25 protein-coding genes are annotated in these 21,535 nt (G+C 36.7%); 19 read left to right on the top strand and 6 right to left on the bottom strand.

The genetic code is table 11. The features are described 5' to 3' along the window. Positions 1-33: 33 nt before the first annotated feature. The gene (locus tag KW850_RS25160; RefSeq protein WP_218350504.1) at positions 34-219 is read right to left on the bottom strand and encodes a hypothetical protein; all 186 of its coding nucleotides are present in this window, start codon (positions 217-219) and stop codon (positions 34-36) included. A 571-nt stretch (positions 220-790) separates the two neighbouring features. On the opposite strand from KW850_RS25160, the gene spxA reads away from it, so the two are divergent. The 5 genes from spxA to pepF all read left to right on the top strand — a co-directional run bounded on the left by spxA (position 791) and on the right by pepF (position 7,028). Further along, positions 791-1,186: a transcriptional regulator SpxA gene (spxA, locus tag KW850_RS25155; protein ID WP_026566143.1), complete on the top strand. Its 396-nt coding sequence runs from the start codon at positions 791-793 to the stop codon at positions 1,184-1,186. Between the two features lie 314 nt (positions 1,187-1,500). After that, positions 1,501-2,172, top strand: coding sequence for an adaptor protein MecA (gene mecA / locus KW850_RS25150; RefSeq protein ID WP_218350503.1), 672 nt, complete (start codon positions 1,501-1,503; stop codon positions 2,170-2,172). A gap of 78 nt (positions 2,173-2,250) precedes the next feature. After that, positions 2,251-3,762: a cardiolipin synthase gene (cls, locus tag KW850_RS25145; RefSeq protein ID WP_218350564.1), complete on the top strand. Its 1,512-nt coding sequence runs from the start codon at positions 2,251-2,253 to the stop codon at positions 3,760-3,762. A gap of 104 nt (positions 3,763-3,866) precedes the next feature. Further along, positions 3,867-5,063: a competence protein CoiA gene (locus tag KW850_RS25140; RefSeq protein WP_218350502.1), complete on the top strand. Its 1,197-nt coding sequence runs from the start codon at positions 3,867-3,869 to the stop codon at positions 5,061-5,063. Between the two features lie 141 nt (positions 5,064-5,204). Continuing rightward, entirely contained in the window at positions 5,205-7,028 is a 1,824-nt protein-coding gene (gene pepF, locus KW850_RS25135) for an oligoendopeptidase F (protein ID WP_218350501.1), read from the top strand. Between the two features lie 518 nt (positions 7,029-7,546). Here pepF and KW850_RS25130 read toward each other — a convergent pair. The 3 genes from KW850_RS25130 to KW850_RS25120 form a co-directional block, all read right to left on the bottom strand. After that, the gene (locus KW850_RS25130) at positions 7,547-8,419 is read right to left on the bottom strand and encodes a ClpXP adapter SpxH family protein (protein ID WP_308128849.1); all 873 of its coding nucleotides are present in this window, start codon (positions 8,417-8,419) and stop codon (positions 7,547-7,549) included. After that, positions 8,403-8,813, bottom strand: coding sequence for a globin domain-containing protein (locus KW850_RS25125; RefSeq protein WP_218350500.1), 411 nt, complete (start codon positions 8,811-8,813; stop codon positions 8,403-8,405). Before KW850_RS25125 ends, KW850_RS25130 begins: the two co-directional genes overlap by 17 nt. Positions 8,814-9,011: 198 nt before the next feature. Beyond that, complete coding sequence (locus KW850_RS25120; protein WP_218350499.1) at positions 9,012-9,608, bottom strand: CYTH domain-containing protein; 597 nt, start codon at positions 9,606-9,608, stop codon at positions 9,012-9,014. A 122-nt stretch (positions 9,609-9,730) separates the two neighbouring features. Here KW850_RS25120 and KW850_RS25115 point away from each other — a divergent pair, with 122 nt between their 5' ends. Genes KW850_RS25115 through KW850_RS25100 form a run of 4 tightly spaced genes read left to right on the top strand, consistent with a single transcriptional unit; the run spans position 9,731 to position 12,520 of the window. Then, the gene (locus KW850_RS25115) at positions 9,731-10,096 is read left to right on the top strand and encodes a UPF0738 family protein (protein ID WP_218350498.1); all 366 of its coding nucleotides are present in this window, start codon (positions 9,731-9,733) and stop codon (positions 10,094-10,096) included. 19 nt (positions 10,097-10,115) lie between these two features. After that, complete coding sequence (yjbM, locus tag KW850_RS25110) at positions 10,116-10,754, top strand: GTP diphosphokinase (protein ID WP_218350497.1); 639 nt, start codon at positions 10,116-10,118, stop codon at positions 10,752-10,754. A 50-nt stretch (positions 10,755-10,804) separates the two neighbouring features. Beyond that, positions 10,805-11,599 (top strand): NAD kinase, encoded by a 795-nt coding sequence (locus KW850_RS25105; RefSeq protein ID WP_218350496.1) that lies wholly within the window; start codon positions 10,805-10,807, stop codon positions 11,597-11,599. Positions 11,600-11,617: 18 nt separating this feature from the next. After that, positions 11,618-12,520 (top strand): RluA family pseudouridine synthase, encoded by a 903-nt coding sequence (locus KW850_RS25100; RefSeq protein ID WP_218350495.1) that lies wholly within the window; start codon positions 11,618-11,620, stop codon positions 12,518-12,520. A gap of 53 nt (positions 12,521-12,573) precedes the next feature. Here the strand turns inward: KW850_RS25100 and prpE are convergent, their stop codons facing one another. Further along, complete coding sequence (prpE, locus tag KW850_RS25095) at positions 12,574-13,311, bottom strand: bis(5'-nucleosyl)-tetraphosphatase PrpE (RefSeq protein WP_218350494.1); 738 nt, start codon at positions 13,309-13,311, stop codon at positions 12,574-12,576. Between the two features lie 93 nt (positions 13,312-13,404). Here prpE and KW850_RS25090 point away from each other — a divergent pair, with 93 nt between their 5' ends. The 3 genes from KW850_RS25090 (at position 13,405) to KW850_RS25080 (ending at position 16,937) form a co-directional block, all read left to right on the top strand. Further along, entirely contained in the window at positions 13,405-15,264 is a 1,860-nt protein-coding gene (locus tag KW850_RS25090) for a monovalent cation:proton antiporter family protein (protein ID WP_218350493.1), read from the top strand. A gap of 102 nt (positions 15,265-15,366) precedes the next feature. Beyond that, a complete protein-coding gene (gene fabI, locus KW850_RS25085) occupies positions 15,367-16,137 on the top strand; it encodes an enoyl-ACP reductase FabI (RefSeq protein WP_218350492.1) in 771 nt (256 codons plus the stop codon). A gap of 272 nt (positions 16,138-16,409) precedes the next feature. Next, a complete protein-coding gene (locus tag KW850_RS25080) occupies positions 16,410-16,937 on the top strand; it encodes a CotO family spore coat protein (protein WP_218350491.1) in 528 nt (175 codons plus the stop codon). A gap of 45 nt (positions 16,938-16,982) precedes the next feature. On the opposite strand, the gene KW850_RS25075 is transcribed toward KW850_RS25080, so the two are convergent. After that, a complete protein-coding gene (locus KW850_RS25075; RefSeq protein WP_218350490.1) occupies positions 16,983-17,492 on the bottom strand; it encodes a CotY/CotZ family spore coat protein in 510 nt (169 codons plus the stop codon). 145 nt (positions 17,493-17,637) lie between these two features. On the opposite strand from KW850_RS25075, the gene KW850_RS25070 reads away from it, so the two are divergent. The 7 genes from KW850_RS25070 to spoVIF all read left to right on the top strand — a co-directional run bounded on the left by KW850_RS25070 (position 17,638) and on the right by spoVIF (position 21,382). Further along, entirely contained in the window at positions 17,638-17,994 is a 357-nt protein-coding gene (locus KW850_RS25070; protein WP_218350489.1) for a DUF1360 domain-containing protein, read from the top strand. Between the two features lie 380 nt (positions 17,995-18,374). Continuing rightward, the gene (locus tag KW850_RS25065; protein ID WP_218350488.1) at positions 18,375-18,842 is read left to right on the top strand and encodes a sporulation protein; all 468 of its coding nucleotides are present in this window, start codon (positions 18,375-18,377) and stop codon (positions 18,840-18,842) included. 16 nt (positions 18,843-18,858) lie between these two features. Next, the gene (spoVAC, locus tag KW850_RS25060; RefSeq protein ID WP_218350487.1) at positions 18,859-19,338 is read left to right on the top strand and encodes a stage V sporulation protein AC; all 480 of its coding nucleotides are present in this window, start codon (positions 18,859-18,861) and stop codon (positions 19,336-19,338) included. Further along, a complete protein-coding gene (gene spoVAD, locus KW850_RS25055; RefSeq protein WP_218350486.1) occupies positions 19,339-20,364 on the top strand; it encodes a stage V sporulation protein AD in 1,026 nt (341 codons plus the stop codon). It begins immediately after the preceding gene. Positions 20,365-20,368: 4 nt separating this feature from the next. Beyond that, complete coding sequence (gene spoVAE / locus KW850_RS25050) at positions 20,369-20,725, top strand: stage V sporulation protein AE (protein WP_218350485.1); 357 nt, start codon at positions 20,369-20,371, stop codon at positions 20,723-20,725. A gap of 107 nt (positions 20,726-20,832) precedes the next feature. Beyond that, entirely contained in the window at positions 20,833-20,961 is a 129-nt protein-coding gene (locus KW850_RS25045; protein ID WP_218350484.1) for a YjcZ family sporulation protein, read from the top strand. A gap of 166 nt (positions 20,962-21,127) precedes the next feature. Further along, positions 21,128-21,382 (top strand): sporulation-specific transcription regulator SpoVIF, encoded by a 255-nt coding sequence (gene spoVIF / locus KW850_RS25040; protein ID WP_218350483.1) that lies wholly within the window; start codon positions 21,128-21,130, stop codon positions 21,380-21,382. Positions 21,383-21,535: the final 153 nt, after the last annotated feature.

The raw sequence follows: 21,535 nt of genomic DNA, 5'->3' as shown, positions 1-21,535 counted from the left end.
ATAAAACAACACCATGAAAATACCGTTTTTTTCTTATTTACGATTACCGCCAACTGTTTTCCATCCAGTCTGGTATTTGGCACTTTCATCTACAAATTCACTTCGATTTTTACCACCGAACACCTTTTCACCGAAACTGTTTGTAATAACACCCATTAAGGCAGTAATTCCTACAATTAATAAAGCAACAATAGTTAAATCCATTATGTATGCTCCCATGGTTATAACCCCTCCAATTATCAGCTGCTTAGAATATTTGTAGTGCAAATATAAATATCCCTTACACTTCATTGTAAAAGAACTTTCCAACGATTTAAAGAGGAAAGTGACTAACAATCAATAAGTTTTCAAAACAAAATGAATGCGTTTTCATTACGAATTTTTAATTGAGAATAATATTAGACTTATCTTTATAAATCATTCAGTAACTAAATGTTAGAATTTAATATTTTTATGAAGACCCTCCTTTATTCATATAGCGTTGACGAACATTATTGGAGATGAATAATTACGAAAGTGAATTTTCAAGATAAAATTATTAAAAATATGAAACTTTTAAGGGAAATATTCGTCTAATATAGTATAAAAGAAATTATTCAATGTTTTGGTCTAACAATATTTTTTGGAAAAAAGGATACCTTTTTAAGAAACAGTGGTGTATAATCAATGATATAAATTACTAATTTATAATTATTATCGAAATTGGTGCATCCTGATTATGACCAAATCGCTTTATTCAATATACCTGATTTATAAATAGTCTCAAATAAAAGAGGAGTGTGAAGATCGAATGGTAACACTATACACTTCACCAAGTTGTACATCATGCAGAAAAGCAAAATCATGGTTAGAAGAACATGAAATCCCATACACTGAGAGAAATATTTTTTCTGAACCATTAACCATGGAAGAAATTAAAGAAATTCTCCGAATGACAGAAGATGGTACAGATGAAATTATTTCTACAAGATCAAAAACATTTCAAAAATTAGATGTAAACCTTGATGCAATGCCGCTTCAGGATCTATTTGGTTTAATAAAGGAAAATCCAGGACTTTTACGCAGGCCGATTATCATTGATGAAAAACGTTTACAGGTTGGCTATAATGAGGATGAAATTAGACGATTCCTGCCAAGAAGAGTAAGAACGTTCCAGCTGCGTGAAGCCCAGCGAATGGTTAATTAAATAAATAGGCCTTCTATATAGGAGGTCTTTTTTTGTATATAAAAAATAAAATGAATTATTTGTAGTTTCCTTCTTACTTTGATAAAATAAAAGGAATATCGTAACGCTGGTATTATGTTTAGGCATTATCACGGTTTTTTAGATTTTAGCCCTTTTTATTTCCCTTATTAGTGCTTTTGTCATAAAATAAAAGTACACGAGTATTTACTTTTTCGCCCTTTGAAGAATCTTTTGGATTTAAGTAAATGCTATGGCAGTATCTGCTTGGGGGTATTTTGTCCCTTCAATCTGGAAAACGGAAGGGAGATGTTTAGATGGAGATTGAACGCATTAATGAAAATACAGTAAAATTTTACATTTCTTATGGTGATATAGAAGAAAGAGGCTTTGACCGAGAAGAGATTTGGTACAATCGGGAACGAAGTGAAGAACTCTTTTGGGAAATGATGGATGAAGTTCATGATGAGGAAGAGTTTGTTATTGAAGGTCCTCTCTGGATTCAAGTCCAAGCACTTGATAAAGGATTGGAAATTCTTGTAACCAAAGCACAACTAACAAAAGATGGTCAAAAGTTTGAACTGCCTATTCCTAATGAAAAAATAAAAGACTATCCAGGTGAAGATAAATTTGATGAGATTCTTGATCATCATTTTAATCCCAATCATTCTGATGAAGAGGTTATTTTACTTGAAGAAGAAACATTAGAATTCCTTATTGGTTTTAAAGATTTCGAGGACGTCATTAGTTTATCAAATCGTTCAGGTTTAGATGATTTAGTCACAAAACTTTATCATTTTGAGGGTAAGTATTATCTATTTACTGAATTTCCTGAAGACTTATTTGAAGAAGACCAAATTGATGATATATTAAGTATTTTGCTTGAGTACGGTTATGAAACACAGCTTACGATTCACCGTATTCAAGAATACGGTAAAGAAATAATTTCAGCTAATGTTTTTGCTGAATTACGAAAACATTTTCGCTGATTAATGTACCGATTTCATAATTGAAATCGGTATTTTAGTATGAGTTATTTTTGAAAAAATATCTGGCAGGTGAGGACACTGAAAAACACAGTAAGGGTTATTTTGTTTTTATTGGTTTTATCCGTACTATGGTTTTTCTTTAAGGATCAATTAGCAAGTGGAATATTTGGTTTCCTGAGTGTACTAGTTACGCTGTCAGTCATTTTCATTGGCTTTGTAATATTCCTTGAAAACCGTCATCCAACTCAAACTATTACTTGGTTAGTTGTCCTAGGTAGCTTTCCATTAGTTGGTTTTATTTTTTACCTCCTTTTTGGAAGAAATTATCGCAAAGAGAAAATGTTTAGAAAAAAATATTTCCTAGATAAACAAGCTTTTTTGACCGTAGAAGGGGAGGAAGACCCAAGGAATGATGAAAAGCTTACTTTAATGAGAGAACATCAAGGGAAATTATTTAACTTGGCTCAAAAGCTAGGGAATAGTCCTATTTCCTTCGATACAGCCACAAAAATATTAACCAACGGAGAGGAAACTTTTTCTAATATTATTGAGCAGTTAAAAAAGGCACGGCATCATATCCACCTTGAATATTATATTGTTCGGCATGATCATATTGGCCAGGAAATTAAAAGCATACTAATTGAGAAAGCACGTCAAGGTGTTAAAGTACGGTTTTTATATGACGCAGTGGGATCTTGGCAACTTTCAAAGAACTATATTAATGAACTTAAAAATGAGGGGATTGAAATGGTCACTTTTGGGCCTGTAAAACTCCCTTTTTTAAATAATAAATTTAATTTCCGCAATCATCGAAAAATGATCATAATTGATGGAACTATAGGTTTTGTCGGAGGTCTTAATATTGGAGATGAATATCTGGGGAGAAATAAGCATATCGGATTTTGGCGTGATACTCATTTAATGCTCCGTGGAGAAGCAGTAAGGACGCTGCAGCTTATATTTTTACAAGATTGGTATTATATGACAAACCACAGTTTTTTAACAGCTGAATACCTATCCCCACAGAATGATGATGAAAGTCATGGAGGGGTGCAGCTTATTGCTGGAGGGCCTGATAATGAGTGGAGTGTAATCAAAAATATTTTTTTCTCGATGATTGCAAGCGCCGAAAAATCAGTTTGGATTGCTTCTCCTTATTTTATTCCGGATGAAGATATATTTTCCGCGTTAAAAGTAGCTGCACTTAGTGGTATTGATGTACGGCTTCTAGTACCTAACAAACCGGATAAACGGATTGTCTTTCATGCATCAAGATCATACTTTCCTGAACTATTAGAGGCGGGGGTTAAGGTTTATGAATTCGAGCGGGGCTTTATGCACAGTAAGATTGTCATTGTTGATCATGAACTAGCCTCGATCGGGACATCGAATATGGACATGAGAAGTTTCCATTTAAACTTCGAAGTAAATGCATTCTTGTTCCGAACCAAAAGTACACAAAAGCTTGTTGAAGAATATTTAAATGACCTTGAATCTTCCAAACAGTTGGATAAAGCAAGCTTTCAAGAAAGACATCTGGGGTTTAAGGTACTTGAATCAACAGCAAGGCTGCTCTCGCCCTTACTTTAGCCAAAGATAAGAACTCGTCGAAAAATGACGAGTTTTTTTATTTGGTTAAAAGGTATTCATGCGCATTATGACGAATTAACATTGAGAAAGGAGGAGAGTATTAATTGTTAACTGCACAAACAAAAAAGGGTGTAACTATCTGTCTTGGACTTGATTACCAAAAAGAAGCTCTATTAGAACTTCGCAGCAAAGAAGAGTTTTTTTGCCCAATCTGTGGGGAAAGTCTTTTGTTAAAATTAGGGGATCAACGTATATTTCATTTTGCCCATCAACGAGGAGGGAATTGCCGAGAATTTTTTGAAAATGAAACTATTTATCACATGGAGGGTAAACTTCAGCTCTATCATTGGCTGATCAAACAAAAAATACCTTCCATTTTAGAGTACTTTGACAGGGAAATTCAGCAACGACCTGATATAATGTTCAAGTTTAATGGAAAGAAATATGCGTTAGAGTATCAGTGTTCAACGATTCCAGAAAGCCTATTTATTAAGCGGACCCAAACGTATCTCGAGAATGGTTACCAGCCTTTATGGATATTATCCAGCAACAAAATACGCCTTAACAAAAATAATATTGTTGCTTTGTCAAACTTTCAATTTCAATTCATACGAACAACTTCTTCAGGGAAACTTTATATACCCACCTATTGCCCCGAAAAACAACAATTTCATTTTGTTCTGGCTATTACTCCTTACTCCATAAAAAATGCCTTCGCACATCATTCATTTTACCCTATTAAGAAAATGGGCTTGACTGATCTATTGGACCCAATGATAAATCATCAGTTTAATCTATCAAGGTGGATCAAGGAAATAGAAAGCTTTACCCTAAATTGGACTCTTCATCCATGTAAACAACATAAAACCTTTCTCAATGAAATTTATAACAATAACCTTAATCTCTTCTTATTGCCACCAGAAATTGGCCTTCCAAACCCTCATTCGCTAGTTATCCAAACATCACCGATTATTTGGCAAACCTATTTATTTATTGATGTTATTGCCAACAAAAATATTAATGATTTGATAACCTTACAAGAATTAACTACCCAGTTAAATAGAAGAATCCGTAGAAAAGAAGTTGTGATCAGAAATTTACCACTGCTTGAAAATGCAAATCCAATAGCAGCCATTCTTGAGTACCTTTTATTGCTAGAACAATTTGGTATTGTGGAAAAAAAGGAAGATGCAATATTCCAATTAAAACGGAAAATATTTATTCCGAGTTCAAATCGAGAAAAAGAGGAAGCGAAGTTTTTATTTTTTCAAAAATATAACCAAATCCACTCGAATAGATAAATGAAAACAATTAGAAGGGCATACTATATAGAGGTGTAAATAGTTTTCGTATTGGCAATTGCTAAAAGGAAATTGGAAAGATAAGGAGAATATTAAGTAATGATACTTTTTTTCGAAGGAATGTAGAATGGAGGATGAAAGATGGCAAATGAAACGGCAGTAAAATCACTACCGGCAAGAAGTGCAATCCCTGAGCAAGATACATGGAAACTTGAAGATATTTTTGTGAATGACCAAGAGTGGGAAAAAGAGTTTCAGGAAGTGAAAAGTCTAATCCCAGGAATTAAGGAATTTGAAGGAAAATTGGGGGAAAGTGCCGAGACTCTATATAAAGCGCTTCAGTTCCAAGATAAACTGTTAGAACGGATTGGAAAGCTTTATACATATTCACATATGCGTTATGACCAAGATACAACGAACTCATTTTATCAAGGCTTGGATGATAGAATGAAAAATATGTATTCGCAAGCAGCCAGCCAATTGGCCTTTATTGTACCTGAAATTCTTTCTTTAAATGAGGGCCAAGTAGCTGGTTTCTTAAATGATAAATCGGAATTAAAGTTATATGAGCATGCTCTCGCTGAAATTAATCTGCAAAGACCTCATGTCCTAACAGCCGAACAGGAAGCATTACTTGCGGAAGCCAGCGAAGTGATGGATGCTTCTAGTAATACGTTCGGAATGCTGAATAATGCAGACCTTGAATTTCCATCTATTAAAGATGAAAATGGGGCAGATGTTGAAATTACTCATGGCCGTTATATTCGTTTCTTAGAAAGTGAAGACCCAAGGGTAAGAAGAGATGCGTTTAAGGCAGTATATAAAACGTATGGTAATTTTAAAAATACATTTGCAAGTACTCTAAGTGGTAATGTTAAGAAGGATAACTTTAATGCAAGAGTAAGAAAGTATGATTCAGCGAGACATGCCGCCCTTTCTGCTAATAATATCCCAGAAAGCGTGTACGATAACCTTGTAAATACCGTTACCGATAATCTTCATTTAGTACATCGTTATGTGAAGCTTCGTAAAAAAGTCCTGGGTCTTGACGAACTTCATATGTATGATTTATTTACCCCTCTTGTTAAAGATGTGAAAATGGAAATCGAATACGAAAAGGCGAAGGATCTAGTCATTAAAGGGTTATCACCATTAGGCGAGGAATATGCCAAAATATTAGCAGAGGGCTTTGAAAATCGCTGGGTTGATGTCCATGAAAATAAAGGAAAGCGGAGCGGTGCTTACTCTTCAGGCGCATACGGTACCCATCCATATATCCTGATGAACTGGCAGGATAATGTAAATAATTTATTTACACTTGCTCATGAGTTTGGTCATTCCGTCCACAGTTACTATACTCGGAAATCACAGCCGTATCCATACGGAAATTATTCCATTTTCGTTGCAGAAGTGGCTTCTACCTGTAATGAAGCACTCTTAAACGACTATTTATTAAAAACCATTGATGATGAACAAAAAAGAATTTACTTGCTCAATCATTATTTAGAAGGCTTTAGAGGTACGGTGTTCCGTCAAACGATGTTTGCTGAGTTTGAACACATGATTCATCAAAAAGCACAAAACAACGAGGCCTTAACTGCAGATGCATTAACAGAAAGTTATTATGCATTAAATAAAAAATATTTTGGTGAAGAAGACATTGTCATAGATGAGGAAATCGGATTAGAATGGGCGAGAATACCGCATTTTTATTACAATTATTATGTATACCAGTATGCAACTGGGTTTAGTGCTGCGACTGCACTAAGCAAACAAATTTTAGAAGAGGGCGAGCCAGCCGTGAAAAGGTACATTGAATTCCTAAGTGCAGGAAGCTCAGATTATCCGATTGAAGTGCTGAAAAAGGCTGGAGTGGATATGACAAGTGCAGAGCCAATTAAAAATGCTTGTAAGGTATTTGAAGAAAAACTGAATGAATTAGAGCAATTGTTATCACAAGCATAATGAAAGGGGATGGGGCCTTAAGGGCTCCATCCCTTTAAAATCCTTTAAAACGTTTTCTGCCATTGAGGTAAAAAATGAAGATAAATATGGCTGCAAATAATATAGGTGTACTAAGCAAAAGCGGAAAAATCTTTAAAAGTGCAAGGATTTGAAGAAAAAAAGCAATGAAAATAAACAGAAGCATAATCAGGATAGGGAATTTTTTCATAAATGACAGGCCACCCTCGTGAATGTGTTTTAAATCCTAGTACTTCTATGTCTATTGTCCATGCCGTGATTTTATGATATTTGACAATTATGTGAAATAAAGCACAAACTTATTGCCACACATTGAAAGTGCATGCTATATTATATATGTGAAGTTGATCACAACAAACATATACCCCTTTGTTTGACCGTGAAAAATTTCTCCCATCCCCTTTGTTCGTATAAATAGTAAAATGCCTTGCAGTGTAAAAACTGCAAGGCATTTTTCAATTTTCCAGAAAAAAGAAAACATGCCGTTTAACAACATGCTTCTACTCTTCAATATATCTCCAAAAGGTTCCATATTTAGCAGGGATCTGTTCCACCACTTGCTTTAAAAGTAATTTTTTCATTTCACGTTCAATTTGTGAAATAGACATATTATAAACAACCGCAATTTCTTTTGAGGCGACAAATTTAAAAAACTTCATAAACGATTCTAATGGAGGGGGAGGAGATTTGATTGGTTTTTCCGAAAGCATTTCCTCCAAGATATGGACATATACCTCATATGGATAAGAACCAGTTATCTTTATTCCTTCATCCTCAACATTTTCATTAAAAAATACTAAGGTAGGAATCTCCCGTACATCCATTTCAGAAGTTATTTTTAGATCACATTGAAAGGCTTTTGCAGCACTTTCAGAATGAATATCATACATGAATTCCTCTACATCCAAGCCTAAACTCCTAGCACAATCTTTTAACACCTCTAAATTTGACACATTCAGTTTTTCTAGAAATAATCCCTCTTGGATTCTCCGCAGAAAACGGAGCCCAGCCCGCCTCCCCTGTAATTCAGCTGCTTTTAGAGCTATGGAAACAGTATAGGGTGAATCCACAGGATTCTCTAGCCAAAGGCTTCCATCACATGACATACCTGACCTGCTAGCAGTTTTCTCCCACACTTGTGCGATATTCTCAAAATTCTTTTTCTTCGTTATATTTAAATCGGCTAATCGTCCACTTAAAATATGCTTAATAGAAAAATAACGTCCATATTCAATTTGCAATTTCTTTAAAATTGGCTCTAACGCCCAGCATTCAGGACATAAAGGGTCAATAAACATGTAAATCTCAATCGGCTTTTTATCACTGCAATGCCGTTTAGCGCTTGAAGATTTTGAACTATTCACTTTCTTCACCTGTGATCCCGCCAGCGTCTGGCGTGTTAATCATGTGTTGGGCCGTAAGATAAAGGCGTGAATAAAATTCATCCCTTACTGGACCCTCTAATCCTATTTTGTCCATTGCTTGTGACATGCAAGATAGCCACGCTTTGGCGCGTGTTGGTGTAACAGGAAATGGCAAATGACGAGCACGCATCATAGGGTGACCATGTTCTTCCGTATACAATGCAGGACCGCCTAAATATTGAGTTAAGAATTGCTTTTGTTTCCGAGCAATTTCTGAAAATTGATTTGGGAATATTGGAGCTAGATCAGGATGTTGCGCAACAAGGCCATAAAATGTGTCCACAAGACGGTGTAATGTTTCTTCACCAATGGATTCAAATGGTGAAAGCTTTCTTTCAATCATGTTGCCAACTCCCTTAATGTATTATGTAGATTTATTTTATCAATGCGTATTTCATATCTCAAATGAATTGCTTTAAATTTGTAAATTTGTTACTTAAACACATTAATAATGTATGCCAAGTGAGCAATTCTTAATAGAAAAAGCAGGAATTAGCATGTTGGAAATAATATCTTCAAATAAATCTACTTTGAAATACCTTTACGATTCATTTTGATTCGTTTGCTTGTATTTTCGGTGATAGAATCGGTGAATTTTATTTTCCGTTTTACGTGCAGGAATCTTGAATCGCTCAAGCAGTTCGTAAAATATTTTCTTTCCATCCTGATAGTTTTCAACCTCATATTCTAATTCATAATCTTCTGTATTTAGATAAATACTATGGTCCAATACTAGCAATCCATTTTCATATTTGAATTCAGCGCGCTCCGTTAGTAAGGCACCAAAATATTCAATATCGGAAAAAGAAATCTCGTATTCTTCTATAAGAGGTTGGATGATCCCTTTTGGAAGCGTGCCATAATGGATTGCCATTTTTGCTTCCTCTTTACTAATCGGCTGATTTGTTTCAAGAAGCCCGACTGCGGCCGGCTGTTTTAATGTCATTTCGTAGGTTAAGCCCTTTTGGCGGATCCTTAGAGCAGACTTATTCTTCTTTAAAGAAAAATTTGGAGTATCAAAGTAATGGTTCTCCTGTCTAAAAATTTGATTGGTGTCCACCTTAAAAGACTCAATGAGTCGTTCATATTCTTTTTTTGTTAGCATATTTTTAAATTCAATTTCAATATTTTGTGTCATATTTTCATCATCCTTTCAAAAGGGAATCACCTTTATTATCCCATTTCTAAGCTAAACATCAATCCTTGGGAGAAATCGCTGAATTATGCTAAAATAGGTAAGTGGATAATGGAGGTAAAGAGATGAAGAAAAAAATTAAAATCGAAAAAGCATACATAAAAAATGAGCAATTAATGTTAGAAACAAATGAAAGCATTGATGATTTGTTTCCTACTGAACAGATTCTTGTGGATTCAGACGACTATTCATTTATTTATTTAATGGAAGATAAAGATGATTATACATATATCGTTTTACATCAACAAATCTGGCCACTCTTGAAAACGGCAGAGGAAAATAAATTATCTGTTTGGGTTACTTTTAACGAAGGGCAAAAAGAACTAATTAACTTCCATGAAGAATTTAATTATGTATTAACAAATATTAAAGGTAATAGTAATTATGGGAAAGAAATGGTTACGAAAGTAGAGAGTATTTTCTTAACATAATTTGTTTTGAGGTGAAATTATGAAGCATTGGGACCAATTTCTATCCCCATATAAACAAGCTGTTGCAGAATTAAAAGTAAAATTAAAGGGAATGAGGGGGCAATTCGACTTTGATGCTACTCATTCACCCATTGAATTTGTTACAGGAAGAGTAAAACCAATCGTAAGTATACTTGACAAGGCAAATCAAAAAGGAATTCCACTTGAAAGATTAGAAGAGGAGATGCAGGATATCGCTGGATTGCGGATTATGTGTCAGTTTGTTGATGATATCCATACAGTTGTCAATTTATTACACAATCGAAATGATTTTGAAATTGTAGAGGATAGGGACTATATATCACATAAAAAGACTAGCGGATACCGGTCTTACCATGTAGTTATTTCTTATCCTGTTCAAACTATTCATGGGGAAAAGAAAATTTTAGCTGAAATCCAAATCCGAACACTTGCAATGAATTTTTGGGCGACAATTGAACATACATTGAGCTATAAGTACAAGGGGGTTTTCCCAAGTGATATTCAAATGAGACTGAAGAGAGCGGCAGAAGCAGCGTTTCGATTAGATGAGGAAATGTCATTGATTCGGGGTGAAATTCAGGAAGCCCAGGCCTTTTTTACGAGAAAGAAAGAATTGAAACAAGAAGAGAAGGATTGATTACATAACCATCTAATTTATAAGCCATTCAGCACAAGGAGCCGAAAATTATGAAATTTGCGATTACTTCAAAAGGAGATCAAAAGTCCAATATATTAATGCATAAAATGAGGACCTATTTACTTGATTTTGATCTTATTTACGATGAAGACCAGCCTGATATTGTTGTATCGATAGGTGGTGACGGCACACTACTTTATGCATTTCATCGCTATAGCAGCCGTTTAGATAAAACTGCTTTTGTTGGAATACATACGGGGCATCTTGGGTTTTATGCAGATTGGATTCCGGATGAAATTGAAAAACTAGTGATTGCGATTGCTAAAACACCTTATCAAGTAGTTGAATACCCGCTATTAGAGGTCATAATCCGTTATTCTCATGCAGGGAAGGAATCTAGGTATCTCGCCTTAAATGAATCCACCGTAAAAAGTGTCGAGGGGACGCTTGTGATGGATGCGGAGATTCGCGGACAACATTTCGAACGGTTCCGTGGTGACGGTTTATGTGTGTCAACTCCATCAGGTAGTACTGCCTATAATAAGGCCCTTGGCGGGGCGATCATCCATCCATCGATTTCGGCCCTTCAAATTGCTGAAATGGCATCGATTAATAATAAAGTTTTTAGAACAATTGGCTCGCCGTTAATTCTTCCAGCCCATCATACTTGTATGCTTAAACCAGTTAATCGGTCGGATTTTCAAGTGACCATTGACCACCTGACCTTGCTTCATAAAGATGTAAAATCGATTCAATTTAGGGTACCAGACGAAAAAATCCGGTTTGCTCGCTTCCGGCCGTTTCCGTTTTGGAAAAGAGTTCATGATTCGTTTATATCAGATTAAGAGGCAGGTATCGTTGTAATGTTGCTGAGATTTCAAATGAAGTGGGTCATTGGGGAAAGCGATGCTGGAAAACTTGTAAGGGAATTTTTAAAAGAAGAAGAAATTTCTCGGACGGCATTAACAGATATCAAGTTCAAGGGCGGTCATATCCAAGTAAATGGAGAAGAAGTAAACGTCCGCTATCGGTTAGCTATGAGCGATGAAATAACTGTTATTTTTCCTAGCGAAAGTCCTGCTGAGGGCTTACTGGGCGAAGACATTCCATTAGCGATTCTATATGAAGATGAGTATTTGCTGGTAGTAAATAAACCGGCAGGTATGAACACGATTCCGTCTCGAGAACATCCTTCTGGCAGCTTGGCGAATGGGCTGGTTGGCTATTATCAGCGCAGTGGTCTGCAAGCTACTTCGCACATTGTCACTCGCCTTGACAGGGATACTTCCGGAATTGTATTAATTGCTAAACATCGTCATGTACATCATTTGTTTAGTATGATGCAGCGTAGTGGTCAAGTTAAGCGGACATATGAGGCATTTTCGGAGGGCAGGATACCCTTAGACAATGGTACGATAATAGCGCCAATTGGACGTAAAGACGACAGTATTATTGAAAGAGAAGTTCGAGCGGATGGGCAATATGCGTGTACCCATTATCAAGTGCTTGCAAGGCATCGGTCATTTACTTATTTAGAACTTGTCCTTGAAACTGGACGAACCCATCAAATTAGAGTCCATTTGTCATATTTGAAACATCCATTGCTTGGTGATGATTTGTATGGAGGAGGTCTATCGTTCATTGAACGACAGGCCCTTCATTGTAGCAAGATAAAATTTCTTCACCCCTTTTTAAAAAAAGAAATGATGTTTACCGCACCACTACCTAGAGATATGGGTGATTTATTAAAGGCTGACCTACTTTAAATTAAGAGGCAGCCTTTAGTTTTTCGTGATTTAGGTTATTTGAAATTACCTCTTCAATCAAATTGTTTAAATTTTTCCTCAACATATGGCATAGTAGATTTAACTGAAACTAATTCCATTTCAGGATATCTTAAGGCTGTAAGTTTCCCGCCAAAAACTGCACCTGTATCAATATTATAAGTATTATTTATGAACCTGGGCTCTTGAACGGGAGTATGTCCATATATAATACATGGTTCACCATGATACTCTTTCGCCCAGTCTCTTCTAATCGGTGATCCATCCGGATGCTTTTTACCTGTAATATCACCATAAAGAACAAATTCCTTAACTTTTCCATGGGATTGTCCGATAAATTCTTCTTTAATTCCTGCATGGGCGATAACCAGCTTCTTGTTGTCTAATACTAAATAGAGTGGTGCTTTTTCATATAGTTCGATAAATTTTTTTCGAATGGATTGCTGGTCTTTCTTATATAATGATTCATATTCCGCAACGGTTGTTTCAAGCCCATGTGCAATCTGAACTTTGTTGCCAAGGAAGAAACGGTAAAGCTTATTACAATGATTTCCGGGTGTGTAATAAGCTTTTTTTTCTACCATCACCAACTTCCATACGATATCGATTACATCAAGTGAGGCAGGCCCACGGTCTGTTAAATCACCAAGAAATCCAAGCACTCTGGTTTCATGTCTCGGTAATCCGTTCTCCCATTTATAGCCCAGCTTCATTGTGAGTTCCTTTAATTCAGCTAAACAGCCATGTATATCACCGATTACATCAATTTTCATTGGCTCAACTCCTTATTTACTCATATTTTTAGTAGTAGTGTTTGTTTTTATAAACGGATTTCGTACTTTTAATAATGAAAGGAGTATATTTTTATGGAGCAGCATGTTTCTATTATTTCTTTATTAATTGTTGTTACGATGGCATTTTTAACTCCCATTCTTTTACACCGGTTTAAATTGAATTATATTCCGGTAGTCGTCGCTGAAATCATAATGGGACTTTTCATAGGAAAAAGTGGTTTCGATCTGGTTCATGGAGATATTTGGCTCTCAACCTTATCAACCCTCGGTTTTATTTTTCTCATGTTTTTAAGCGGGCTTGAAATTGACTTTAAGGCCTTTTCTGGAGGGAATAAGCGTAAGGTCCTTCCAAATGGAAAAAAGGAGCCCAACTCATTTGTAGTGGCATCATTAGTGTTTGCAGGTATTTTTATCTTCTCACTTGGTTTATCGATTTTGTTTGTCATGGCAGGTTTCATTGATAATGCTTTTTTAATGACATTAATCATTTCGACCATATCCTTGGGAGTAGTAGTACCAACCTTAAAAGAGGCCCATTTGATGAAAACGGTCATTGGTCAAATTATCTTATTAGTTGCAGTTATTGCAGATTTAGTGACGATGATCTTACTTGCTGTCTTTGTTTCGCTAAATGAATCCGGTCATGGAAATACATGGCTGTTACTTATTTTGTTCGCAGCAGGGATCGTACTTTATTTCATTGGCAAAAGATTTAAAAATCGTACGTTTATGGAATCACTATCAACGGGGACCGTCCAAATTGGAACACGGGCTGTTTTCACACTTATCATCGTTTTGGTTGGTTTGTCTGAAACAGTAGGTGCAGAAAATATCTTAGGTGCATTCTTAGCAGGTGTTCTTGTTTCGTTGTTATCACCTAACCAAGAGCTTGTACATAAATTAGATTCTTTCGGTTATGGATTTTTGATTCCGATCTTTTTTGTAATGGTAGGTGTAAATCTTGATATTTGGTCTCTATTCAGCGAAAAAAAACTTTTGTTATTAATACCACTTTTACTAGCAGGACTGCTTTTTTCTAAACTTATACCAGTATATCTATTGAAAAGTTGGTATGATATAAAAACCGTCATTGCCTCCGGATTTTTGCTTACATCTACTCTTTCCCTTGTCATAGCGGCAGCGACAATTGGCGAAAGACTAGGAATCATAACAGCGGAGATGAGTGGAACACTAATACTAGTGGCAGTACTTACTTCTATTTTTACACCAATTGTTTTTAAAAAGCTATTTCCTAAAGAAGTAGTTGCTAATAAAAAGGTCAATGTTGCCTTCTTAGGTGCCAATCAGACTACTTTGCCAGTTTCTCGAGAATTAAAGTCAGGACTATATGATCCAATACTCTATCATACGCCAATGGAGAAATCAGAAAAGCAAATTGCCCATTCACTATTTGAAATAGTTGAAATTCCAGATTATTCGTTGGCAACGTTGGAAAATACAGAAGTTTTTCAGTCAGAGATTGTCGTGATTTCAACTGGTGAAGAGAAGATCAATGCAGAATTGGCGATTGCTGCGAAAGAAAAGGGGAAATCTAGGATCATTGCACGGATTGAAAGCCCAGATTTAGAGGAACATTTACGGGCACATAATATTGAAGTGTTTTCTACTTTTATGTCAACAAAAGTATTACTCCGGTCGCTGATTGAATCACCAACCGTGATAAATATACTCACAAATCAAGAAACAGGACTTTATGAAATTGTCATGAAGAATAGCCAATTTGATGGGATGTCCCTACGAAAATTTCCTTTTACAGGCGATATTATTTTTGTACGGATTTTTCGGGGCAAGGATTCCATCGTCCCACATGGAGATACAGAATTGGAGATGAATGATCGTTTGATTGTAACTGGCTCAATAGAGTATGTAGATGAGTTAAAACGCGAGCTGGAATTCTGTGAAATCTGTTAGTGGATTATTGATTTGTTGTTGAACTTTCCATTTATCGCAAATTAGTGTAAAATTAGTACCAAGTACTAATATCATGTGTAACTGTAGGAGGACTTTTTCGATATGAATCTTTCTTTAACTGGAAAAACATACGTAGTAATGGGTGTTGCCAATAAACGTAGTATTGCTTGGGGGATTGCCCGCTCGCTTCACAATGCAGGAGCAAGATTAATTTTTACTTATGCAGGTGAAAGGCTAGAAAGCAGTGTCCGTGAACTGGCTGGTTCTTTAGAAGCTGAAGGAACAATTGTATTACCTTGTGATGTAACAAGCGATGAAGAAGTGGCCAAGTGTTTTGCTGAAATCAAAGAAACTGTGGGATCCATTCATGGAGTAGCGCACTGCATTGCATTTGCAAATAAAGAAGAACTAAGCGGAGAGTATTTAAATACAACTAGAGAGGGCTTCTTGCTCGCTCACAATATTAGTTCGTATTCCTTAACTGCCGTGGCGAAAGAGGCACGGGGATTAATGACTGAAGGAGGAAGCATTGTTACGTTAACATACTTAGGTGGTGAACGTGCAATCCAGAACTATAATGTTATGGGTGTGGCCAAAGCTTCTCTAGACGCTAGTGTACGGTACTTAGCCGCAGATCTTGGTAAAGAAAACATTCGTGTCAATTCAATTTCTGCAGGTCCAATCCGAACATTATCTGCAAAAGGAATAAGTGATTTTAATTCAATCCTAAAAGAAATAGAGGAAAGAGCACCATTACGTAGAGCAACCACTCCAGAAGAAGTTGGCGACACAGCTGTATTCCTATTCAGTGATCTTTCACGAGGAATTACTGGAGAAAACATTCACGTTGATTCTGGATATCATATACTATAAAGCGGAAGCGCCCGTATAGCGTCGTAAGGACTGGAGCGCTTCGACTGAGATAATTTTTACTTGAAGAGCGAAGTCCACTAGACGCTAGGCGCTAGACAGCTATCAAGGTTCAAAATTTATATTATATTTCGGATAAAAGGAAGGCCCGTATTTATTGCGGGTCTTTTATTAATGTAGAAACTTTTCTCTTAAAGTTGCATTTTTCAGTGACCTGTATGGGCTTCTAGCATAAATATAATGTGAAGGATTACGTTAATGGAGGTGCCCTAAACATGTCGAAAAAAATGAGCAAGGGACCCTTGCTCTATATCCACCAGCCGTTTTCAAGACCCCCTGCCACGAACATGCAGGAAACATACACAATCAAACAAGAACTAATCGAACAGGAGGAAGAAAATCCCAGTGAGGAAGAAGGTAAAAAGAAACTCTCGCTTGCAAAACAGGAACTAGTCCCAGAACAGATAAAAAAAGGCGTAAAGAAAGAAGAAAATTCGTCACCAACACGACACATGAAATCACTGGCATCACCGACACAGTTTCAGGATAAGAAGCGTACATCACTTAATCGGGTAAAGCCTTTTAAACAAATGAATTTAGGAGAAAGGTTAGATTATTTACTTAATTATCCAAAGGCCCTTCCACCTGCTCCTTGTGTTTTTGTCACCGAGGAAAATAGCTACCAAGGTTATCTAATGGAATACGATGGTCAAAATGTGACGATTCGATTTCATGATCAAACAACGAAAAGCGTGCCAGTTCATGCCCTTAAAAATGTGATGTTGATTGGAATTAGGAAATAGCTAAAAAATAAAAAAAGCCAGCCGTTTTACCGACTGGCTATAATATTAATTACAAATTCCTAAGTTAACATCTGCAATACATTGCACTGCACAGAAGCACTTTAAGTCAACGGTAATGCAGTCGTTACTTGCACGGAATCGTTCAACCTGACATACTTTATCAAGATTGATGCAGCATTTATCTCCGCCAGAAACCAAGTTAACTGGACAGAAGGTACCACCCTCGCGGCGTCCTGGAACTAACACACGAAGTGTAGCACAGCAGTTGTCAAATACATCTTCGACGCGGAAGTAGATAGATACACATGCATTGTTTTCGTTACTAAAGAATGCATGGAATGGAGAACCATCCGCAGTACTTAGTACAAATACGCGAGTATCGACAGGATCTCTCCGCGCTGGTGACACCAATGACCCTAGAGGCTCATTGAAACAACTGGAACACTCTGGGCAATCGTTTTCTTCTACTGCATTGTCTTGGATATCTTTAATGGCACGAACGACTTCGCAAACGCAATTCCCTTTACGAAAATCATGATCATTCCCACAACCCATTATTTTTCCTCCTTAATCCGATATATATCTTACATTATTAACATATTTAATGGAGCACTTTTGGGACACGGACAATAGCCTTATTTAAGGAAATTAGGCTAATAAAATGCTTTGAAAGGAAGAAAGGAAGAAAGGACCGTACAACATGAAAATAACCTTTTTAAACCTGCTTCTTCTAACGCTGGCGAGCTTTAGGCTGACAAGGTTACTTGTTTTTGATAAAATAACCGAATTTATTCGGGTTCCTTTTTTTAATGAGATAATAGAAGAAATGGAGGATGGAGAAATCGAGGTTTATTACCTTCCGAAAGAAAAGGGGGTCAAAAAATTTTTCGGAGAACTTCTTAGCTGTTATTGGTGTACGGGGATATGGGCTTCCACTGGTATTGTTAGTCTTTCACTTCTATACCCAGACTTTTCATTCCCAATTATCTTAATTTTAGGGGTAGCAGGATTTGCTTCCATTTTGGAGTCCATTGTGCAGTATTTTATCGAAAAATAGTGGTGTCCGCTGAGACAAGGCTTAAAGGTTGTTCATATTCTGTTAGTAGAAGACTAAGTATTGACAGCAAGGGAGAGAAGAAAATGGGACAAAAGAAAAGGAGAACTCAATCCACTGAGAATACTCAATCAACACAATCATCCCAGTCAACTTACATGTATCAACCATCGAAATCCATAAAGCAAAAAGGATCAGGTTGTGGCTGCGGTAAAAAAACTTCAAGATAAGTGAAAAGAAACTGTCAGAATAGTTGCTGGCAGTTTTTTTTATGCCTGCTTTAGCCAAAGATAATTTCCAAGCTCTTACTCATAATTTTTATCAATGTCGAAAAAACTACATAGTAGTGGTATTTATAAAATGGAACAAGGGATGGGATTCATATGAGAGCAATTCATCGCTGGGTAATATTTGCTTGTTTATTCTTTCTTTCCTCCTGTAATCAAAACATACAGGTTAAGGATAGTCATTTAACTCTTATGAAAACAACGAATCCTAGCCCGCTTGTAACACAAAAGAATAAAAGTAAAGATCATGTAAAAAAGATTGAGCAGGATGTAAGCTCGTTTCCAGAATTATATGATGTGGCCGTAGTTAAAGGGAAAAAAGATACACTAGTTGTATATAAGGTTAAGCATCTGCATCGATTTAGAATGAAAAAAATTGAGAAAGACCTCAACAAAATGCTTGAAGAAAAATATCCAGATGAGAACTTTACGATCTCTAGTGACTATAAAATTTTCCTAGAAACAGTAAGACTCGAAGAGAGAATGAAATCCTCTAAATTTACACATCAGAAAGCTGAAAAACGGTTTAACCAAATTGTTAAAATGACGAAAGATATGAAGTAAGAAAGGAAGAATAAAGATGGCAACGAGTAAGCAAAAAAACATGACGCCCCAACAGCGCAAATATCAACAACTTCAACAAAAGCATGAAATAAAACGGCCTGTTTTGAAGAACTGTATTAAGGCATTTTTTGTTGGCGGAATTATTTGTGTGATCGGTCAAGCCATCAGTTATTTTTATATTTATTTTTTTGATTTTACCGAACAGAGTGTAGGAAATCCAACAGTGGCAACAATGGTCTTCCTATCTATGTTATTAACTGGATTTGGAGTTTACGATCGTCTTGGGCAGTTTGCCGGAGCAGGAAGTGCTGTACCCGTGACTGGCTTTGGAAATGCTGTAATATCAGCGGCAATTGAGCATCGAACAGAAGGGTTTGTTTTAGGAGTAGGTGGAAATATGTTTAAGCTTGCTGGGTCAGTTATTCTTTTCGGTGTATTCTCGGCCTTTGTGGTTGCGCTGGTTAAAACACTGCTGGTGATTTGGGGGGTATTGTAATTGTTAAAAGGGCACCAATCTTGGATTTTTACAAATCGACCAATGATCACCTCTACTGGTGTGACTGGTGGACCATTTGAAGCCAATTGTAATTTAGCAGAGGATTTTGATTTATTATATGAAGATTTATGGATGGGAAAGGAAACTTATGAAAAAGCGCATCGGTTATTATTAGAAGAAGCTATTAAAACAGCATTAAAAAAAAGAAATATTGATAAAGAACAGATCCAATTTTTATTTGCTGGAGATTTAATTAATCAAATAACACCAACAAGTTTTGCCGCAAGGACCATGCAGATTCCCTATTTCGGTCTTTTCGGGGCATGCTCAACTTCAATGGAAGGGTTGGCGCTAGCCTCATTTGTTGTTAATTACCAGGGAGCAAAGTACGTCTTAACGGGCGCATCAAGTCATAATGCAGCAGTTGAGAAGCAGTTTCGCTACCCAACTGAATATGGAGGTCAAAAGCCGCCGACTGCGCAATGGACAGTAACAGGGGCAGGAGTGGCACTAATTCAGCCTAATGAACCCGGTCAGGTGCACCCAGTGACAACTTCAGCAACCATTGGAAAAGTGATCGATATGGGATTAACGGATCCATTTAATATGGGCGGGGCGATGGCACCAGCCGCAGCAGATACAATCATGGCCCATTTCCGTGATCTTCAATTAGACCCCTCTTATTATGATTTGATTGTTACTGGGGACCTAGGCAGGGTCGGTCATGATACAGCGTTTGAGTTAATTAACAAAAGTGGTCTTGAATTAGAACGAAAACAATTCCAGGATTGCGGGTTATTAATGTATAAGGATGATCAGCCAGTACAATCTGGGGGAAGTGGTGCAGGCTGCTCTGCAACTGCCTTGTATGGACATCTATTGAACCAATTGAAAAAGGGTACATATAACCGGATCTTAGTAGTTGCAACAGGCGCATTGCTGTCCCCGCTCAGCTTTCAGCAAAACGAATCGATCCCATGTATTGCACATGCTGTTGCCATAGAAATGAATGGAGATAAGGGGTGATCATATGTTAGCTATGTTTTTTTGGGCATTTGTGATTGGCGGGCTAATCTGTGTAGTTGGGCAGCTATTGTTTGATGTCGCTAAGCTTACCCCTGGCCATACATTAAGTTTGCTCGTTGTTATTGGCGCTGTATTGGACGGTTTCGGTCTTTATGAACCATTAGTTGACTTTGCTGGGGCAGGAGCTACCATTCCCATTACCAGTTTTGGCAATTCCTTAGTACATGGAGCGATGCAGGATGCCGAGAAACATGGACTGATTGGCGTATTGACAGGGATGTTTCAGGTAACAAGTTCTGGAGTCTCAGCAGCGATTATTTTCGGATTTATTGGTGCATTAATTTTTAAACCTAAGGGATAAACTTCACATTTTTGAATGCAATTTACTGAAATAGATGTCTCGCCTACACACAGTACAAAGTAATTTCATATGTTATTAATGAGATTACAGAAGTGAGGTGACATTCTATGTTTGGATATGGCGGCTGCTGCGGCTACGGCGGTGGGTACGGCGGTGGGTTTGGCTACGGTTCAACTTTTGTATTAATCGTCGTATTATTCATCCTTTTAATCATTGTTGGTGCAAGCTTCTATTAAAAAATAGTGCTTGCTTAAGGGAAGGGGTTGGCCAGATTAAATGGCCAGCCCTTTCATCTTAATTCCTGAAAAGTGCCTAGGGGCGTGTACGCTTTCCATTTTATTCACCAATTTACCAATCCTTCATACAATAAAAGTAGTTTATGAAGGAGCGTGATCTTTAAATATGGATAATGGATTTTTTAAAAACATTGAAAAGAAAACGGGCGTTAATATGAAAGACATCTTTGAATTAGCTAATTCATTACAAAATGCGAATTTTAAAGATGAAAAAACAGTCCGTAATGTGATCCGTAGAGTTTCTCAAATTGCCAATAAACCGGTGAGTAAGGAAATGGAGGATCAAATTGTTAAATCCATCGTTAACGATGGTAAGCAGCTTGACCTCAATACGATTTCCAATATGATCAATAAAAAATAAAAAGAAGAAGACCCCTTTCCTAAATTATGAACTGTAACCCGAATAATGGACACTAATTAAAAAGTGCCCCTTTATTCGGGTTTTTCTATGTCCCCAGAAAGAAAACCCGTTTATAATAAAAGAATTATTGTGGACGGAGGATTTACATGAGTA

It is taken from the genome of Bacillus sp. sid0103 (genome assembly GCF_019219025.1).
This window is presented reverse-complemented; position numbering and strand designations above follow the sequence as displayed.

Coding starts and splice junctions, on each gene's coding strand:
- KW850_RS25160 (WP_218350504.1), bottom strand. CDS start 219: ATGGGAGCATACATAATGGATTTAACTATTGTTGCTTTATTAATTGTA.
- spxA (WP_026566143.1), top strand. CDS start 791: ATGGTAACACTATACACTTCACCAAGTTGTACATCATGCAGAAAAGCA.
- mecA (WP_218350503.1), top strand. CDS start 1,501: ATGGAGATTGAACGCATTAATGAAAATACAGTAAAATTTTACATTTCT.
- pepF (WP_218350501.1), top strand. CDS start 5,205: ATGGCAAATGAAACGGCAGTAAAATCACTACCGGCAAGAAGTGCAATC.
- KW850_RS25125 (WP_218350500.1), bottom strand. CDS start 8,813: ATGATTGAAAGAAAGCTTTCACCATTTGAATCCATTGGTGAAGAAACA.
- KW850_RS25120 (WP_218350499.1), bottom strand. CDS start 9,608: ATGACACAAAATATTGAAATTGAATTTAAAAATATGCTAACAAAAAAA.
- KW850_RS25115 (WP_218350498.1), top strand. CDS start 9,731: ATGAAGAAAAAAATTAAAATCGAAAAAGCATACATAAAAAATGAGCAA.
- yjbM (WP_218350497.1), top strand. CDS start 10,116: ATGAAGCATTGGGACCAATTTCTATCCCCATATAAACAAGCTGTTGCA.
- KW850_RS25105 (WP_218350496.1), top strand. CDS start 10,805: ATGAAATTTGCGATTACTTCAAAAGGAGATCAAAAGTCCAATATATTA.
- KW850_RS25100 (WP_218350495.1), top strand. CDS start 11,618: ATGTTGCTGAGATTTCAAATGAAGTGGGTCATTGGGGAAAGCGATGCT.
- prpE (WP_218350494.1), bottom strand. CDS start 13,311: ATGAAAATTGATGTAATCGGTGATATACATGGCTGTTTAGCTGAATTA.
- KW850_RS25090 (WP_218350493.1), top strand. CDS start 13,405: ATGGAGCAGCATGTTTCTATTATTTCTTTATTAATTGTTGTTACGATG.
- fabI (WP_218350492.1), top strand. CDS start 15,367: ATGAATCTTTCTTTAACTGGAAAAACATACGTAGTAATGGGTGTTGCC.
- KW850_RS25080 (WP_218350491.1), top strand. CDS start 16,410: ATGTCGAAAAAAATGAGCAAGGGACCCTTGCTCTATATCCACCAGCCG.
- KW850_RS25075 (WP_218350490.1), bottom strand. CDS start 17,492: ATGGGTTGTGGGAATGATCATGATTTTCGTAAAGGGAATTGCGTTTGC.
- KW850_RS25070 (WP_218350489.1), top strand. CDS start 17,638: ATGAAAATAACCTTTTTAAACCTGCTTCTTCTAACGCTGGCGAGCTTT.
- KW850_RS25065 (WP_218350488.1), top strand. CDS start 18,375: ATGAGAGCAATTCATCGCTGGGTAATATTTGCTTGTTTATTCTTTCTT.
- spoVAC (WP_218350487.1), top strand. CDS start 18,859: ATGGCAACGAGTAAGCAAAAAAACATGACGCCCCAACAGCGCAAATAT.
- spoVAE (WP_218350485.1), top strand. CDS start 20,369: ATGTTAGCTATGTTTTTTTGGGCATTTGTGATTGGCGGGCTAATCTGT.
- KW850_RS25045 (WP_218350484.1), top strand. CDS start 20,833: ATGTTTGGATATGGCGGCTGCTGCGGCTACGGCGGTGGGTACGGCGGT.
- spoVIF (WP_218350483.1), top strand. CDS start 21,128: ATGGATAATGGATTTTTTAAAAACATTGAAAAGAAAACGGGCGTTAAT.